Source organism: Acinetobacter sp. YH12226 (genome assembly GCF_013417805.1).
In the GTDB taxonomy this organism is placed as follows: domain Bacteria; phylum Pseudomonadota; class Gammaproteobacteria; order Pseudomonadales; family Moraxellaceae; genus Acinetobacter.
Map to the genome: position 1 here is coordinate 23296 of NZ_VPDG01000021.1, position 16604 is coordinate 39899.

General features: G+C 45.4%; 13 protein-coding genes and 1 other RNA gene. 6 read left to right on the forward strand and 8 right to left on the reverse strand.

Features of this window, described 5'->3' with window-relative positions; genetic code table 11:
• The first annotated feature begins 86 nt into the window (after positions 1-86).
• Complete coding sequence (fur, locus tag FTV08_RS14155; protein ID WP_004279276.1) at positions 87-524, forward strand: ferric iron uptake transcriptional regulator; 438 nt, start codon at positions 87-89, stop codon at positions 522-524.
• 69 nt (positions 525-593) lie between these two features.
• Here fur and FTV08_RS14160 read toward each other — a convergent pair whose 3' ends face one another.
• A complete protein-coding gene (locus FTV08_RS14160) occupies positions 594-1715 on the reverse strand; it encodes a PilT/PilU family type 4a pilus ATPase (protein WP_004279277.1) in 1122 nt (373 codons plus the stop codon).
• A 30-nt stretch (positions 1716-1745) separates the two neighbouring features.
• Positions 1746-2783, reverse strand: a complete 1038-nt coding sequence (locus tag FTV08_RS14165) for a type IV pilus twitching motility protein PilT (RefSeq protein WP_004279279.1) — start codon at positions 2781-2783, stop codon at positions 1746-1748.
• 123 nt (positions 2784-2906) lie between these two features.
• Here FTV08_RS14165 and FTV08_RS14170 point away from each other — a divergent pair, with 123 nt between their 5' ends.
• The gene (locus FTV08_RS14170) at positions 2907-3596 is read left to right on the forward strand and encodes a YggS family pyridoxal phosphate-dependent enzyme (RefSeq protein WP_164543220.1); all 690 of its coding nucleotides are present in this window, start codon (positions 2907-2909) and stop codon (positions 3594-3596) included.
• Between the two features lie 31 nt (positions 3597-3627).
• Here the strand turns inward: FTV08_RS14170 and FTV08_RS14175 are convergent, their stop codons facing one another.
• The 3 genes from FTV08_RS14175 to FTV08_RS14185 are packed head-to-tail and all read right to left on the reverse strand — an operon-like array spanning position 3628 to position 9607.
• On the reverse strand, positions 3628-4734 hold the full coding sequence (locus FTV08_RS14175; RefSeq protein WP_180087560.1) for an acyltransferase: 1107 nt from the start codon (positions 4732-4734) through the stop codon (positions 3628-3630).
• A gap of 5 nt (positions 4735-4739) precedes the next feature.
• On the reverse strand, positions 4740-8345 hold the full coding sequence (locus FTV08_RS14180; RefSeq protein WP_180087561.1) for an AAA family ATPase: 3606 nt from the start codon (positions 8343-8345) through the stop codon (positions 4740-4742).
• 8 nt (positions 8346-8353) lie between these two features.
• Positions 8354-9607 (reverse strand): exonuclease SbcCD subunit D C-terminal domain-containing protein, encoded by a 1254-nt coding sequence (locus FTV08_RS14185; RefSeq protein ID WP_005104783.1) that lies wholly within the window; start codon positions 9605-9607, stop codon positions 8354-8356.
• A 469-nt stretch (positions 9608-10076) separates the two neighbouring features.
• Here FTV08_RS14185 and FTV08_RS14190 point away from each other — a divergent pair, with 469 nt between their 5' ends.
• Positions 10077-10535, forward strand: coding sequence for an ABZJ_00895 family protein (locus tag FTV08_RS14190; RefSeq protein ID WP_005107697.1), 459 nt, complete (start codon positions 10077-10079; stop codon positions 10533-10535).
• A 153-nt stretch (positions 10536-10688) separates the two neighbouring features.
• Entirely contained in the window at positions 10689-11594 is a 906-nt protein-coding gene (locus FTV08_RS14195; RefSeq protein ID WP_153566756.1) for a TIGR01777 family oxidoreductase, read from the forward strand.
• Here FTV08_RS14195 and thiO read toward each other — a convergent pair.
• Entirely contained in the window at positions 11583-12707 is a 1125-nt protein-coding gene (gene thiO, locus FTV08_RS14200) for a glycine oxidase ThiO (protein WP_180087562.1), read from the reverse strand. The two genes, FTV08_RS14195 and thiO, sit on opposite strands and share 12 nt — an antisense overlap.
• A gap of 15 nt (positions 12708-12722) precedes the next feature.
• Complete coding sequence (gene hemB / locus FTV08_RS14205; protein WP_004646145.1) at positions 12723-13736, reverse strand: porphobilinogen synthase; 1014 nt, start codon at positions 13734-13736, stop codon at positions 12723-12725.
• Positions 13737-13841: 105 nt separating this feature from the next.
• On the opposite strand from hemB, the gene FTV08_RS14210 reads away from it, so the two are divergent.
• Positions 13842-14339: a thioesterase family protein gene (locus FTV08_RS14210; protein WP_004646146.1), complete on the forward strand. Its 498-nt coding sequence runs from the start codon at positions 13842-13844 to the stop codon at positions 14337-14339.
• Positions 14340-14418: 79 nt separating this feature from the next.
• Here FTV08_RS14210 and glpK read toward each other — a convergent pair whose 3' ends face one another.
• Entirely contained in the window at positions 14419-15903 is a 1485-nt protein-coding gene (gene glpK / locus FTV08_RS14215) for a glycerol kinase GlpK (protein ID WP_180087563.1), read from the reverse strand.
• Positions 15904-16033: 130 nt separating this feature from the next.
• Here glpK and ssrA point away from each other — a divergent pair.
• Positions 16034-16392, forward strand: a transfer-messenger RNA (tmRNA) gene (ssrA, locus tag FTV08_RS14220).
• The last annotated feature ends 212 nt before the right edge of the window (positions 16393-16604 follow it).

Below are 16604 nucleotides of genomic sequence, written 5' to 3' on the forward strand. Positions count from 1 at the left end.
TGATGCATTTGATCCAAGGATAGATCATACTGCATCTAAACTTTGTTGCATATTCCAACTTTGATTTTGTTGAGAGACCTTTTTACATGACTATTTCAAACCAAGATTTACGAAAAGCTGGGCTGAAAGTTACCCTTCCACGAATTAAAATATTAGAATTACTAGAAAATTCAAAACAACATCATTTAAGTGCGGAAGATATTTACAAGACTTTACTCGATCAGGGCGAAGATGTAGGTTTAGCAACTGTGTATCGTGTGTTAACGCAGTTTGAAGCAGCGGGCATCATCGAACGTCATAATTTTGAAAATAATCATTCAGTTTTTGAAATTATGCAGGAAGATCACCACGATCACCTAGTATGTTTAAATTGCAGCAAAGTTGTTGAATTTATTAATGACACGATTGAAAAAGAGCAGCATGACGTTGCTGAAAAATTTGGTTTTGAATTAACCGGTCACTCACTGAATCTGTATGGTTATTGCGATGCGCCTGCCTGTCAGGAAGTGTTCCGTAAAAAATAATTTGAGCGTTGGTTCAAACAAAAAAAACAGGCTTCATGCGAAGCCTGTTTTTTTATGCCTTCAAGATGATCAGGACTGACCATCAAAAGTAATATTGGAATGCGCACGTAATAAGTGGCTGCCACCTTCTTCTGAGAGCTTGATTTGCAGACGCAAGTCATTTGGTGAATCCGCATGTTTCAGTGCATCTTTATAGCTGATCTGTTTGGCTTTATACAAATCATAGAGCGCCTGATCGAAGGTCTGCATGCCCAGTTCACGGGAACGCTTCATCAGATCCTTGATTTCATGCACATCACCTTTACGAATCAAGTCGGCAATCAGTGGTGAGTTAATCAGAATCTCAATCGCAGCACGGCGGCCATTGCCATCGATGGTTGGAATCAGTTGCTGTGCCACAATGGCTTTCATGTTCAAAGACAGGTCCATAAACAGCTGGTTATGCCGGTCTGCTTCGAAGAAATGGATAATCCGGTCAATTGCTTGGTTGGCATTGTTAGCGTGCAGGGTAGCAAACACCAGATGTCCGGTTTCGGCAAAGGCAATGGCATAGTCCATGGTTTCACGTGAACGGATCTCACCAATCAGAATCACGTCTGGTGCCTGACGCAAGGTGTTTTTCAGGGCAATTTCAAATGAATCCGTATCGATGCCGACTTCGCGCTGGGTGATAATACAGCCCTTATGCTGGTGAATAAATTCGATCGGATCTTCAATGGTAATGATATGACCTTTGGAATTTTCATTACGATAACCGACCAAAGACGCCAGCGAGGTTGATTTACCGGTACCGGTTGCCCCGACAAAAATAATGATGCCACGTTTGGTCATCGCCAGTTCTTTTAAAATGGGCGGTAACTTGAGTTCATCCATGGTCGGAATGACGGTTTCAATCCGACGCAAAACCATCCCCGGTTGATCACGTTGCTGAAAGGCACTGACACGGAAGCGGGCACTTTTATCCGGCGTGCTGATGGCAAAGTTACATTCACGACTGTCAGCAAATTCTTTACGCTGTTTTTCGGTCATGATGGAATGGAGCAGTTGTCCTACTGCCGCACCGGGTAATTTTACCGAACCAATTGGTAAAATCTGCCCATTAATCTTGATGGACGGTTCGACATCGGCAGTAATGAACAGATCCGATGCTTTTTTCTCCACCATATAATCGAGTAAGCCGTTAAAATCCATGTATATAAACCCTAATACAATTCAATTTTTTTATAAAAATGCTTCTGGCTGTTTGGCTGCAGTACGTGCAACTTGCGGGCTGATCAAACCTTTGGACACTAGCGTTTTTAGTGTCTGATCCAGCGTGGTCATGCCATAGTTGGCACCGGTCTGAATTGCTGAGTACATTTGTGCGACTTTGTTTTCACGGATCAGGTTACGGATCGCCGGAATACCGATCATTATTTCATGCGCTGCGACACGCCCACCGCCATTTTTCTTCAGTAGAGCCTGTGAAACTACGGCTTGTAGGGATTCAGATAACATGGCGCGTACCATGTCTTTTTCTTCGGCAGGGAATACGTCGATCACACGGTCAATGGTTTTGGCCGCTGAGGTGGTATGCAGCGTACCAAATACTAAGTGACCGGTTTCTGCGGCAGTTAATGCCAGACGAATGGTTTCAAGGTCACGCATCTCACCGACCAGAATAATGTCTGGGTCTTCACGTAATGCAGAACGTAATGCTTCATTAAAGCCATGGGTATCACGATGTACTTCACGCTGGTTAATCAGACATTTTTTGGACTGATGCACAAATTCGATTGGGTCTTCGACGGTCAGAATATGGTCATAGCGGTTGTCATTAATATAGTCCAGCATCGCCGCCAAGGTAGTTGATTTACCCGAACCGGTAGGACCTGTGACGAGGACCAGACCACGTGGATATTCACAGATATCCTTAAAAATCTGTCCCATGCCCAGATCTTCAAGCGTCAGGACTTTAGAGGGAATGGTACGGAATACTGCACCGGCACCGCGGTTCTGGTTAAATGCGTTGACACGGAAACGCGCCACGCCAGGCACTTCAAAAGAAAAGTCAGTTTCCAGATTTTCTTCAAAATCACGGCGTTGCTTGTCGTTCATAATATCGTACACCAGTTTGTGTACTTCTTTATGTTCCAGTGCAGGCAGGTTGATGCGACGAACTTCCCCATCGACACGAATCATTGGCGGTAAGCCCGCAGACAAGTGTAAATCCGACGCACCATTTTTAGCAGAAAATGCCAACAATTCTGTGATATCCATAAGGTCCCCGAGTTCATTAAAATGTTAATTATTTTGATAGAATAATAAGGCTTTCCCACAGCTTAACCAACACTTAGTTCATGGGCAAGGGAAAAAAAGATGAATGAAATGAGAACCCCATCAATGAATATGTTGCAACAGTCACGAAATCAGGTTTTAGTGCAAATTGAAACTGCCTGTATTCAGGCCGGCCGCGAAGCAGATGCGGTGCAACTGCTTGCCGTTTCCAAGACCCAGCCGAGTAGCGTGCTGGCAGAGATGTATCAGGCAGGGCAACGTGCTTTTGGTGAAAACTATTTGCAGGAAGCACTGGAAAAAATCACGGCACTGAAAGAGCTGGAGATTGAATGGCATTTTATTGGTCATGTGCAGCGCAACAAAACCAAGGCTCTGGCGGAAAATTTTGCCTGGGTACATGGAGTCGATCGCCTGATTATTGCCGAGCGTTTATCAAATCAGCGTGGAGATAATCAGTCCGCACTGAATATCTGTATTCAGGTGAATATTGATGGCCAGGATACCAAAGATGGCTGCCAGCCGGAAGAAGTCGCAGAACTGGTGGCACAAATCAGCCAACTGCCGAATGTACGTTTACGTGGCCTGATGGTGATTCCTGCACCGAATAATCCTCAAGCCTTTGCTGATGCCAAAGTTTTATTTGATGCAGTCAAAGTTCAGCATGCACACCCTGAAGATTGGGATACTTTAAGTATGGGCATGTCTGGGGATATGACCGAAGCGATTGCTGCGGGTTCTACCATGGTTCGTGTTGGCACAGCCCTATTTGGTGCACGGCCTAAAAAAGATGTATAAACTACTAATGTCAGTTTTTTGCAGCAAAGCGTTATCGCAGGGTATTGGATAACGCTTTTTTTCTGGCTGGTTCGAGCCATTTGGCCATTAACCAGGCAAAAACTATTAAGCTGCACATGCTGGCAAGCAAAGCTAAAATTGCTCCGCCCAGACCATAGGCCAAAGTTGCCGGAATACAGCCCAAAATAAATAAAAGTAATGGGAAATGGGTGACATACAAGGTATAGGAAAGGTCTGCGGATTGAACCCAGACCGGATGATAATGACTGCGTCGATGCTGGAGCTGTACCAGCCAACAGCTAAAGGCCAGACCCACACAGAAATTAAAAGGGGCAAAATTCGCAGCGCGGTATTGCTGGGCCTCATCAATCACCTGAAACTGGTAAGCATCAAAACAGGCGATTAGAAATGCCAAGCCGAATAGGGCTAATTTGACTGATTGTAAGCGGTTTAAAAAACGTAGCTGGATATATCGAAATGAACAGGCAAAGGCACTAAGCCAGACCAGAAAATAAATAAAAAACTGGATGTTCAGTAATGACAGTATAGCCAGAACCATAAAAAATCCGATTTTGGCGGTTTCCGAATTTTTTAAAAAAGGTAGGAATCCGGCCAGCACATAAAACCACACTTCATAGCTCAGGCTCCAGAGCGCAGCATTGGCTGAAACCGTTGGTGTTACAAAGCCATTCAAAAATAGCAGCGAACCAATGAATTCCATCATGTCTACACTATAGTCAGTCCGGATCATCATGCCAAAACTGTGTTGAAAAGCATGCGTGTGGCTGGTAAATAATAGTGGAGCAAGCAGATATAAAACCAGGGTCAACCCTATGGCAAACAGAAAGGGCGGTAAAATTCTGCGGCCACGCTGTCGGGCATAATGGTGCAGATTGAACTGACCATGCTGATGAATGTTGTACTGGATTGAATAGCCGATCAGATAGCCACTTAAGGCAAAGAAAATCATGACTGCAGCCTGCCCAAGCAGGCGTATCCATGAATAAATGCTGGTATCGAAAGGCCCAATAAATGCCTGAAAGCAGTGACTGAATAACACCACAATGGCACTGATACCCCGTAGGCTCTCAAGCTGTAGGCTGAAATAGTGCGAGAGCGTATTCGGGGCAGTGTTCATGATCCTTAGCCTATAATCTGAATGGTACTTGCACCTGCACCAACCGGTTTGACCTGAATCTGTACCGGAATACGTTCATGCATTTCCTGCACATGCGAGATTAATACAACTTTACGACCCTGACTTTGTAAATGATCCAGTGCATTCATCACCATATGTAACGAAGCAGGATCTAGCGTACCAAAACCTTCATCAATAAACAGTGATTCCAGTTTCATGGAGCCGGAGGCCATATTGGCAATCGCCAAAGCCAAAGCCAATGAAACCAGGAAGGTTTCACCCCCCGATAGGGACAGCACAGGGCGGACTTCACTATTCATGTCCAGATCAATAATCGCCAGACTCAGGCTATCCGGAATACGGTGTAACTGATAGCGGGGTGCCAACGGTTGCAACTGCTGATTTGCATATTCCACCAGAATATCCAGATGATGTTCCTGGGCAATTTTCTGGAATTTGGTACCTTCCTTATGTCCGATCAGGTCGTAAATACGACCCCAACGGTATTCTTCGGCTTTGATCTGCTCAATTTGCTGCTGATATTTGGCATAGGTGTTTTGATTATTGGCATTCATACGCAGTTTGGCATCAGTTTCATTGAGCACTTCCTGCTGCATTATTTTTTCCTGATGCAGCATGCCAAGTTTTTGTTCAATTTCCTCAAATTCATGTTCTGGCTGTAGTTTTAAATGGGCCTGATATTGTTCTTCAAGTAATTGCCAGGCTGTTCTGGCATTTTCGAGTGCCTGTTTCTGGTTGGCCAGATTCTGACGAATGCGTTGATGGTTGCTCAGATCAATACTGAGCCATTGTTCAATTTGAGCTGTCGTCACTTGAGGATGTGCTGCTTGCCATGCCTGAATATCTTGCTGATATTGAGCCAATTGCTGATCGATCTGCTGAAGTTGGCTGATAAATTCTTGCAGTTTTAAGTGGGTTTGATGCCACTGTTTTTCGGCCTGCGCCGTGCATTGACGCTGTTGTTCTAAAGTCTGCTCTAAGGTCTTGGCTTGTAGCTCTAGTGCATCGCGCCATTCTGCAGCGACACGGTAGACTTGTCCTGCATGTTCTTGGGTCAGTTCAGCCAGTTGTTGACGCAGGTCTTTGCCTTGCTGAATCAACTGCTCTACAGACTGGCTCAATTGAGCAAAATTTTGCTGTTCCAATTGTAGTTGATACTGGCTCTTTTCCAATATCTGCTGCTGTTGATGCAGGTCAGATTCCAGCTGCTTTTGTACTGCCAAGTGCTGCATGCGGTGCTCTACTTGTCGTTGCAACTGAGGTAAGCAGAGCATAGGTGGCTGCGACTGGTACTGCTCGGGCAGTATGCTTAAAACTGGGTGTATCAGCTGGTCGAGTTGCTGACGTTGCTGTAGAGCCAGTTGTAATTGGTGCAATTGCTGTTGTTGTTGACGCCATTGTTGTAATTGTTGCTGGAGCTGTTGTTCCTGCTGTTGTGATAGTTCTAGCTGCTGGACCAGACTTTGAGTATGATTCGCCAGTAACTGGATGAATGTAGGAAGATCATTGTGCTGCTCGGTAACCACTTCCAGTTTAAGTAGTTGAGATTTACAGTCAGCAGAGGATTGTTGAATCTGGTTTTGCAGGATCTGGCAACGCTGTTGCTGTTGCTCAATTACTGTTTGTGCTTTAGACATTTCAATGCGTTGCTGCTGCTGAGATTGCAGTTGCTGATCGAGCTGCTGTTTTGCCTGCCGTAACTGTTGCTCCTGTAGCTGGTTCAGGCTCTGTTCCAGATGTTCATGGACGGCATCGACAAAAGGATGGGCTGGGCTTCCACAGACCATGCATGGCTCATCCGGTTTTAACTGGCCACGAAGATCCTGCACACTTTGCGCATGCAATAAACGTTGCTGGGCAAGTATTTGTTCCAGGTGTTCATAGGCCTGTTGTTCAGCCTGAATCTGCTGATGTAGTGCCTGTTCGGCCTCTTGCTGCATTTTTAGTTGCTGCTGTTGGCTATTTACAGCAGATTGCAGTTGTTCAAATTCTTGTGATTGTTGAACGATTTGTTGTACCTGCTGTTGCAGCAGGTCGAGCTGACGCTGTTCCGCTTGGCGTTGCTGACGCATTTCCTGAATGGTTTTGAGATGCTCTTCTAGCTGTTCCAGACTATGATGCTGTTGTATCCACTGGTTCAGATTTCCTGAAAGTACTGTAACGGTTTTTTCCAGTTCAGGTAAAGGCTGCTTCAGGCTGTCCGGATTCTGTTGCTGCAGTTGCTGATACTGACGCATAAAGTCTTGTATGCGTTGCAAGGTACTTTGCGGCTCCAGATCGAACACATTTAAAAAGCCAGATTCAGCCAATTGTTGTGCAACCTTTTCTTGCCGAGCTTGTAGCTGATTCAAAGTCTGTTGTTGCTGTCGCAGTTGTTCTTCTAAAGGCTGTAGACGAAGGGTTTGAAACTGGCTTTGCTCTGCATGCAGTTTTTTGTACCGCTCTGATACCGTATCAATTGCATGATCCAGCCTTAAACCTGCCTCCAGATGCGGTTTCAGGTCTGCCAAGTGTTGCTGAAACTGTTGCTGCTGTTGTTGTAAGGCTGTAAGTTTGGCTTCTTCTGCTACAAAGCTCTGTTTGAGCGTTTCAAATTCCAGCGTAAATTGGGTGTGCTGGTGCTGAATCTGCTCTTTTTGAGGGGCTAGACGGGTACGACTCACAAACTGATCCCGAATCGACTGGAATTCATCCAGCTGCTCCAGTAGCTGTTGCTGTCCTGCAGATTTATTTACTGCATCTTGCTGTACTTCGTAGACTTCTTTTTTGGCATGGACTTCTGCATAGAGTTTATGTCGGTCCAGATGCCATTGTTTCTCATTTTCTAGCAGTTTTTCTGATTGCTGCAAATTCTGAAGTTGCAAAGACAAAGAGTTCTGCTGCTGTTGTAAAGCGCTGATGTCTTCTTCAGACAGAATTTCAATATGCCCGATCAGCTTTTCCAGATCGTTGCGCTTGTTTTTGACTTCGCTGAATTTCTCTGCGGCTTTCTGACTAACTAGACTGAAAATCTGCGAATTGGTCAGATATTCCAGCAAGTCTGCACGTTCATGATCTTTGGCTTTTAAAAATGCGCCAACTTCCGACTGCGCCAGCAGTACCGCGCGGGTAAACTGTTCAAAGCTCAGGCCCAGCAGTTTTTCAATTAAGGGGGTAACTTCAGATATTTTTTGCGTTAGCGTCGTATCATCATCGATGCACTTGATAAAACGATCTACTTTTAGATTGCCATCGACTTTCTGACGTGCCCGGCGAATCTCCCAGCGTGCTGTATAGCGTTTGCTATCCAGGGCAATAAACTCCAGCTCGGCAAAACCATGCACGCAGCCACGGCGTAGAATATTCTTGGAGTCTTTAATCGAAACATCCTGACCACCGGCATCTTTCAGGCTGCCGGTCGCACCTTTTAGACGTGGAATTTCGTTATAGAGCGCCAGACACATGGCATCGAGCAGGGTCGATTTACCGGCTCCGGTTTTTCCAGTGATTGCAATCAGGCCGGCATGTGTTAAAGGGCTGGATTCAAAATCAATATGATGGGTGCCAGTGAGGGAGGCCAGGTTGTTGAGACTCAAACGTAAAATTTTCATGGCCGATCCTAGGCTTGTTGTTTCTGAGCAAGTTCGTGCTGGGCTTCAACCAGAAGTTGCTGAAAATCCTGTTGTACAGAATGATCATGTTCATAGCCCATTTTTTTCCAGATATTCAAAAACAGCGATTCCGGCGTCGGTGGTGCCAGATCAATTTTCGAATCTCCTTGCGTATGTTCGGCCTGTTGCTGATAAATCCGGCTGATGCGCAGCAAGCGGTAACGGTTGGCGGGTAAAGCCAGTTCAATTTGCTGGCGTAAATCGACTGGTGGCGGCGCATCGGTGGTGTATTCTATTTCCAGAAAATGTCGTGCCGACAGTTGTTCGATTTCTCCGGCAGGCAAGGCCTGAAGTTTAGCAATTAAATCTTCCAGCTTTTCCCGAATCCGGAACAGCTCGACGGTGCGTGGCACTTTTAGAACATCGTATTGAAAGCGCTGTTCCGGGCTTTGTTCAGGATCAATTCTGACCTCAACCACCTGATGTTGATAGTTGATTTCACTAAATGACAGCGGAATTGGTGAGCCACTATAACGGATATGCGGCTGACCAACTTTTTGTGGTTTATGCAGATGACCGAGTGCGACATAATCAATCACTTCATCAAACAGCGCCGTCGAGAGCGCTTCTTCATTACCGACAATAATTGGCCGTTCCGAGTCGGAAGTTTCGCCACCTTGCATGTGCGCATGTGACATTAAAATTAGTGCCTGATGTGGCTGTTTGCGGGCTCTGGCTTCGGCAATCAGTTGTTGATGCAGATAACTGATCGCGTTCTGGTTATTGCTGGTATGTTCATTCAGTCCGGTAATTTCGGCACTGCGTAAATAGGGTAGGGTCAGACACCAGGCGATGATATTTTTATCCCGATCATAAATAGGAATAAGTAGACGATCCAGGTTCAGGGTATTTTCTGCAGTGCGGCCTACGATTCCCACAGCTTTGGCATTGAATTTGGCCAGCAAGGGTTCAACCTGTTCAATCCGATAACCGGAATCATGATTGCCTGCAATCATCAGGGTCTGCATATGTGGCGCCAGGTCGTGGGCGTCGGCCAGAAACTGGTATAGTTGTCTTTGCGCACTGGAAGCTGGATTGATCACATCAAAAATATCGCCGGCAATCAGCAGAGCATGCGGCTGCTTTGTTTTAATTTGCTCAAGTAGCCAAGTCAAAAACTGTGCATGTTCAAATTCACGGTCATGGTTATGGAAAAATTGTCCCAGATGCCAATCGGAAGTGTGAAGAAAATGAACTGCCATGTAATGAACCCCAAGATATCTGCCTTGCTACTATAGGAAAAAGCACAGGTAAAAATCTACTTGAAATCGATATTTCAGTGAATTGTTTGTGATTTGGAGGCTGAATTTATTTTGATCAGTATGGATATTAATGGACGGTTGTATCCAGATCATCAGATATTAAAGGTTCTGCAAGCCCTCAGATTTTAGAAATAGGGATTTTAAAAAATAAAAACCGACGATTCGAGTGATGATGAAATCGTCGGTCAAATTTGTGTTACATGAAGATTTTGGCTGCTATTCAAAATTTCCCTGTACACTGGACTTATTGCTTTAGCTCTAAAGGTCAGCAAAAATTCGTGGATGCCAGTCCAAATTTTTGTACCTTGTACCCTATATAACGTCACCCTGTAGTGGATGGTTGACAATAAAATGAAAAAAAACCTGATTTTTTTTATACTAGCTTGTTGAAGATCACTGAGTCATGCATATGTTGCCACTAAGTCGTTATTTTATCTGGTTTTTCGTTATATGTTTTATTTTTACCTGTATTTGCGGTGTACTGGCAGCCTTGCTGCCGATGGGCATGGGTGCAGTTTTGACGATTGTTCCGTATCTGGTGGCCATGATTTGGGTGCTTTTTAAATTTCTAAAACAGCAAAAACGTGCGCCGACCCAGGCAGAGCGTAAAAAATTCACTCTCGGTTTTAGCCTGATTTACTGGGGATATAATTTATTATTTCTCTTGCTCGGTATTGTCATTGCCACCCGTTCCAATCCGAATGCCTGGCAGGACTTTCTGCTGTATCTACAGCAGCCACAGTTTATGAGTATTGTGCTGATCATGTTCCTGATGATCGCAATTCCGCTGTATCTGTTGACCTACTGGTTTTATGGCAAGCAGGCCCAGCGTATGGCAGAGAAAATGTTTGGCCATCCACCTCAGTAAGTATAGATGAATCATTTTGTGACCTGATCTTCATAAATTAATTGAATGATGAAAGATACAAATTCTCCACTACAAAGATCTTCTCGGTTTAAAAAGCTGAAGATGAGTGGCGTATAATTTAAACCAAGAAAATAATAAGGCGAAGAATGACGAATGTATAAACCTGTAGTGCTGTTGACGGGAGCGAGTGGTTTTATTGGCAGTCATCTCGTGCATTTTTTACTGGAACGGGATTATCGGGTGGTTGGTCTGACCCGTCAGAAAAATAAACGTGAACCACATCCGGACTTTCATTGGATTAACCAGCTGGATGAATTAAAACAGCATCAGATTGATTATGTGGTCAATCTGGCTGGCGAAAGTATTGGTCAAGGCCGCTGGACGGCAGCGCGTAAAAAGAAATTGCTGAATAGCCGTTTAGATACCACCAGACATTTATTTGATTATTTAGAAAAAAATCAGATTAGACCGAAACGGATTATTTCAACATCGGCCGTTGGCTATTATGGCATTGACCCCAATGAGCGCTGGGAACAGGTCTGCACGGAGCAAAGTCCGCCACAAGATATTTTTATGTCCGAACTCTGTGCGAAGTGGGAGCAGCTGGCCTTGTCCTATACTAACCAGAACACCAAGATTGTTCGCTTTGCGGTGGTGTTTGGCAAAGGTGGTGGGATTCTTCCGCAGATGCTATTGCCGATTAAGCTGAATCTGTTTGGGCGGATTGGTCATGGACGTCAGCCAGTGACCTGGGTGCATCTAGAGGATGTGCTGCGTGCGATTGAATTCTTGATACTTGAGGATACAGCCGAGCAGATCTTTAATGTGGTCGCGCCAGAAAAAAGTAGTCAGGCCCAGTTTGCACGAACTGCGGCCCAGATTCTGAAGCGCAAACCCTTACTTCCACTACCCGCATGCAGTCTGAAAATGATGCTGGGAGAACAGTCACAACTGGTCTTAAACGGTCAGTATGTACAGTCCAAAGCCTTGCAGGAGGCTGGATTCCAGTTTCATTATCCAACTCTGAAAGAAGCACTGGATAATATCCTAAAGCACTAAACGACTGGGCTCTAATAAACGGACAGGATCATAAGGAGCTGGATCAACGATTGGCATTTGTTTAAGGATGAGTTGAGCGAGTAGTTTGCCTGATGCCGGCCCCATGCATAAACCATTCCGGAAATGTCCAAAATTGGCCCAGGCATTATGTAGCTTGGGAATTTTGCCAATATAGGGAATACCATCGGGTGAGCTGGGTCTTAATCCGGCCCATTGCTTGACCAGCGGAAAATCTGCCAGTTCCGGTACCATCTCGATACACGCCTGTAAAATATCCTGCCGGATTTCGCTAGAAGGCGAGGTGTCAAAACCGACCTGACGCATACTGGAACCACATAAAACATGTCCATCCTGACGTGGAATCAGGTACATCACCTTATGCATGCACATGGTCGGCAGCCAGTTTTCTGGCGTTTTAAACAGCAGCATCTGGCCCTGAACCGGCTGTACCGGAATTTCCAAACCAAGTTGCTGTGACCAGTGTTGCGACCATGCTCCGGTTGTGAACACATATTGATCTGCCTGAAAAACCTCGCTATGTTCATCTGAGATACTTTTTACACAGCCTTGCTGAATATTGAGCCGAGTGATTTTACAGTCTTCTTGCCAGGTGACACGAGGATGCTGCTTCAAATAGTGAATGATCGACTGTAATAACCGTGGATTACGGATATTCGCCAGTTCAGGGAAATAAATCGCCTGCTTGAATTTGCTCTGATTAATTCTTGGATTGATCTGTTGCAGTTTAGCCTGATCAAGCAATTCTGCCTGTTGCTGCGGATCCTGATGTGTTTTGGCATAACTTAAACCGATTTCAAAATCGGATTCATCAAAAATCAGCATACCTGTTTGATGAATCTGGAAATCGATGCCAGTGAAAGGTTGCAGTTTTTGATTCCAGTCCTGATACATGGGTTTGGCATGTCGAGCCAGAGCATTTACAGCAGCGGGATAACGCCACGGATACATCGGGGAAAGGATTCCTCCTCCAGCCCAGGATGCAGCCTGTCCGGCGGCCTGTTGATCAAAAAGGGTAACAGAACATCCCTGTTCAAGCAGTTCCAGCGCCGACATCAAACCGGTGATGCCAGCGCCGACAATGGCAATATGCATTGCGCCGAAATCCTTTTACTTCATGTCTTTCAGTTTAAGCGCAGCTTCTTCAGCAAAATAGGTCCAGATACCATCTGCACCGGCACGACGACAGCTCATCAATGATTCTAAAATGACGCTATCAGATAACCAGCCATTTTGAATTGCCGCAGCCAGCATCGCGTATTCGCCACTGACCTGATAGACAAAGGTTGGTACGCCAAAAGTGTCTTTGACTTCGCGGACGATATCCAGATAAGGCATGCCCGGTTTAACAATCACCATGTCTGCACCTTCCTGAATATCCAGCGCAATTTCATGCAGGGCTTCAGCACGGTTACCGACATCCATCTGGTAATTGTATTTATTGCCGCCTTTTAAGTTGCTGGCAGAACCGACTGCATCACGGAACGGGCCATAGAAACTTGATGCATATTTGGCTGAATAGGCCATGATCGAAGTATAGATATGACCATTTTGCTCAAAGGCCTGACGAATCGCACCGATCCGGCCATCCATCATGTCACTTGGAGCAAACACATCTGCACCGGCTTCGGCATGGCTCAAGCCCTGTTTAATCAGGCACTCGACCGTTTCATCATTTAAGACATAACCGTTCTCATCAATAATGCCATCCTGACCATGTGTGGTATACGGGTCTAATGCGCCGTCAGTAATCAGCACCATTTCTGGCAGTTCTTTTTTCAATAAACGCAAGGTGTTTTGTACCAGACCATCTTCACGCCACGCAGCTTCTGCAGTCAGGCTTTTATCTTCTTGTGGGGTGACCGGAAATAGCGCCAGTTTATTGACACCGAGTTCCAGTAGACGTTCTGATTTTTTTAACAACAAGTCCGCTGACAGACGCTGGATATTCGGCATACTTGGAATATCTTGGGTCTGGTTTTGTCCTGGCAGGACAAATACTGGATAAATGAGATGATCTGCCGCGAGATGGGTTTCACGAACCATCGAACGTAAATGTTCATTTTTACGAATACGACGCATGCGAGTTGCAGGAAACGCGGGACGATTGAACGTATAAGTCATAAAAATCTCAGTAATCAGTATTAAACTAGGCCTCTATTGTAGCCCTAACTCAAATTTTTGGGCATAAATTAGCGGTTTTTTATTGTGGTGGATTCGGGCAAAGTGATGAGTAAGACAGAGAGAAACTGGACCGGTAATATACATCTGGGCTCGAAAGTGGATATTGATGTAGTCCTGAACCAGCTGGTACATGCTTTTAATAGCTCTCCTTTTTTTAAGCATAACGGCATGACCATGCGGGTGGTCGAGGGCCAGATTGAGGCCTATGTAGAAATGCAGGATTTCATGATTGGTAATGTGGCTTTCCAGATTCTGCATGGCGGTCTGGCTGCAACTGTACTGGATAGCGTCGGTGGTATTGTGGCCATGGGCGAACTGTATAAAAAAGCTGAACCGGAAACGATTGCAGATACCATTAAAAAAGTGTCGCGTCTGGCGACGGTCGATATGCGGGTGGATTATCTGGCGCCTGGACGTGGCAAATATTTTATTGCACGTGCAGAAACCTTACGTTTGGGGCGTAAGGGCTGCACCATGCGCATGACCATGGTCAATGATGAAGATAAGGCGATTGCAACAGCGATTGCGTCTTATGCCTATTAATGAAATCGTGAACTGAGGAAGTTAAAAAGCACTGTTAAACAGTGCTTTTTTATGATGATCAAATATGAACCTAGAGGATTTAGAGATCAGATTTAGCCCGTTTCAAGGCATTTTTCCATTTGGCTAAATGCATTTCTCTTTCGTCATTTTGCATTTTGGGTTCAAAAGCACGGTCCAGCTGCCAGGACTGGGAAATTTCATCCAGGTTTGAAAATACGCCAGCTTTCAATCCGGCCATAGCGGCCGCGCCCCAAGCAGTAGCTTCTAGCATTTTCGGACGCAGTACCGGTACATTCAGAATATCGGCCTGAAATTGCATCAACATATCATTACTACTAGCACCGCCATCAACCCGTAATTCTTTCAATGGATGTGCAATATCAGATTGCATCGCACTGAGCACATCCGATACCTGAAAGGCGATTGATTCTAATGCTGCACGAGCGATATGCGCTTTGGTCGTACCGCGTGACATGCCACAGAGTAAGGCACGTGCTTCACTATCCCAATGCGGCGCGCCCAGTCCGGTAAATGCCGGAACCAGAACCACGCCGTCACTATGCTCGACCTGGTGTGCCAGTTTTTCCACATCACTGCTTTTTTGAATAATTCCGAGACCATCGCGTAACCATTGCACTACAGCACCAGCCATAAATACGCTGCCTTCGAGCGCATAAGTAGTTTGGCCTTGGGCTTGCCAGGCGAGAGTAGAAAGCAGCTTGTTCTGGCTAAGCTGAATGTTATGTCCAGTATTGAACAGCATAAAGCAGCCAGTACCATAGGTGTTTTTTGCGCTACCCACCTCAAAACAGGACTGGCCAAAGAGTGCAGACTGCTGATCCCCCAAAATGCCGGTGATGGGAATATTGGCCCCAAGTAAGCCAGAAGCAGTGTCAGCGACATAACAATCAGAAGAGATAATTTTCGGTAAGACCGAAGCCGGGATATTAAACAGCTCGAGCAGCTCTTCATCCCACGACTGTTGCTGCAGATTCATTAACATGGTACGAGAAGCATTACTGGCTTCAATGACGTGCTCTGCGCCTTGGGTCAGATTCCAGATCAGCCAGCTATCGATAGTACCAAATGCCACATGGCCTTGTTCAGCGAGTGCTCGTACTCCCTCGACATGCTCTAAAAACCAGACCAATTTTCCCGCACTAAAATAAGGGTCAATCCGTAAGCCTGTTTTTTGCTGAATTTTGGACATCAGGCCTTGTTCAATCAGCCGATTACACCAGTCAGACGTACGACGGTCCTGCCAGACGATTGCCGGAGCGAGCGGTTTGCCATTTCGACGATCCCAGACTACAGTGGTTTCACGCTGGTTAGTCAGGCCAAGGGCTTTAATATCTTTTGCCAGAATACCTGCAGTCGCTAAAGCTTGCTGTACCACCGCAATCTGTGAGCTCCAGATTTCCTGAGCATCCTGTTCCACCCAGCCCGAATGTGGGGTGTGGATATGCGTTTCACGTTGAGCCGTTGCCTGAACTTGTCCATGTTCATTAAAAATAATTGCCCGACTTGACGTTGTTCCCTGATCTAGTGCCAGTAAATAGCTCATAATTTTTCTGTTATTTGGCTTGAAAAGTAAAATATTAGCGCAATAATGTAATTAAGCGCATCAAGTTGTGTAAATGTTCAGAAAATACATCGTAATTTTTGACATTTATGCTATGATTGCCTTGTACTTTGGGGGTGTTTCTGGCTTCGACGCTGGTGATGAAACTCATAGATGCATGCCGAGAGCGCATTTTCTCTCGTAAATCAAATTTGCATTTTTTAGTCGCAAACGACGAATCATACGCTCTAGCTGCCTAAGGGCAGCTTGTCCGCCTCTCCGAATACTTGTGGTTAGAGAGTCCGACTGAAGCGCACGCACACAAGTCCGTATAAAGCCAAGCCTCGGGGCTTTGTACTAAATCAAGAGGATCGCGATTTGTACCCTGTTCGTCGGGTCACAAAGAGTTAAAACAATAGACGATATCTAAGCATGTAGTATTCTCGAGCGTAGTGCTGGCGGACGCGGGTTCAACTCCCGCCACCTCCACCAAAATTCTTGTTATAAATCAGCCGCTTATTTAAGTGGCTTTTTTATTGCCTAAATTTTATAAGCAATTTAAAAGAGCAAATCAAAACTAGAGCCTGTCATCAATTAGCTTGAGAAAATCTAACCTGTCCTCATTATTTTTTCATGACTAAACGCTATGCATTAAGAGATGATCAGTGGGAGCAGATTAAGGATCTGTTACCTGGACGAGCGAG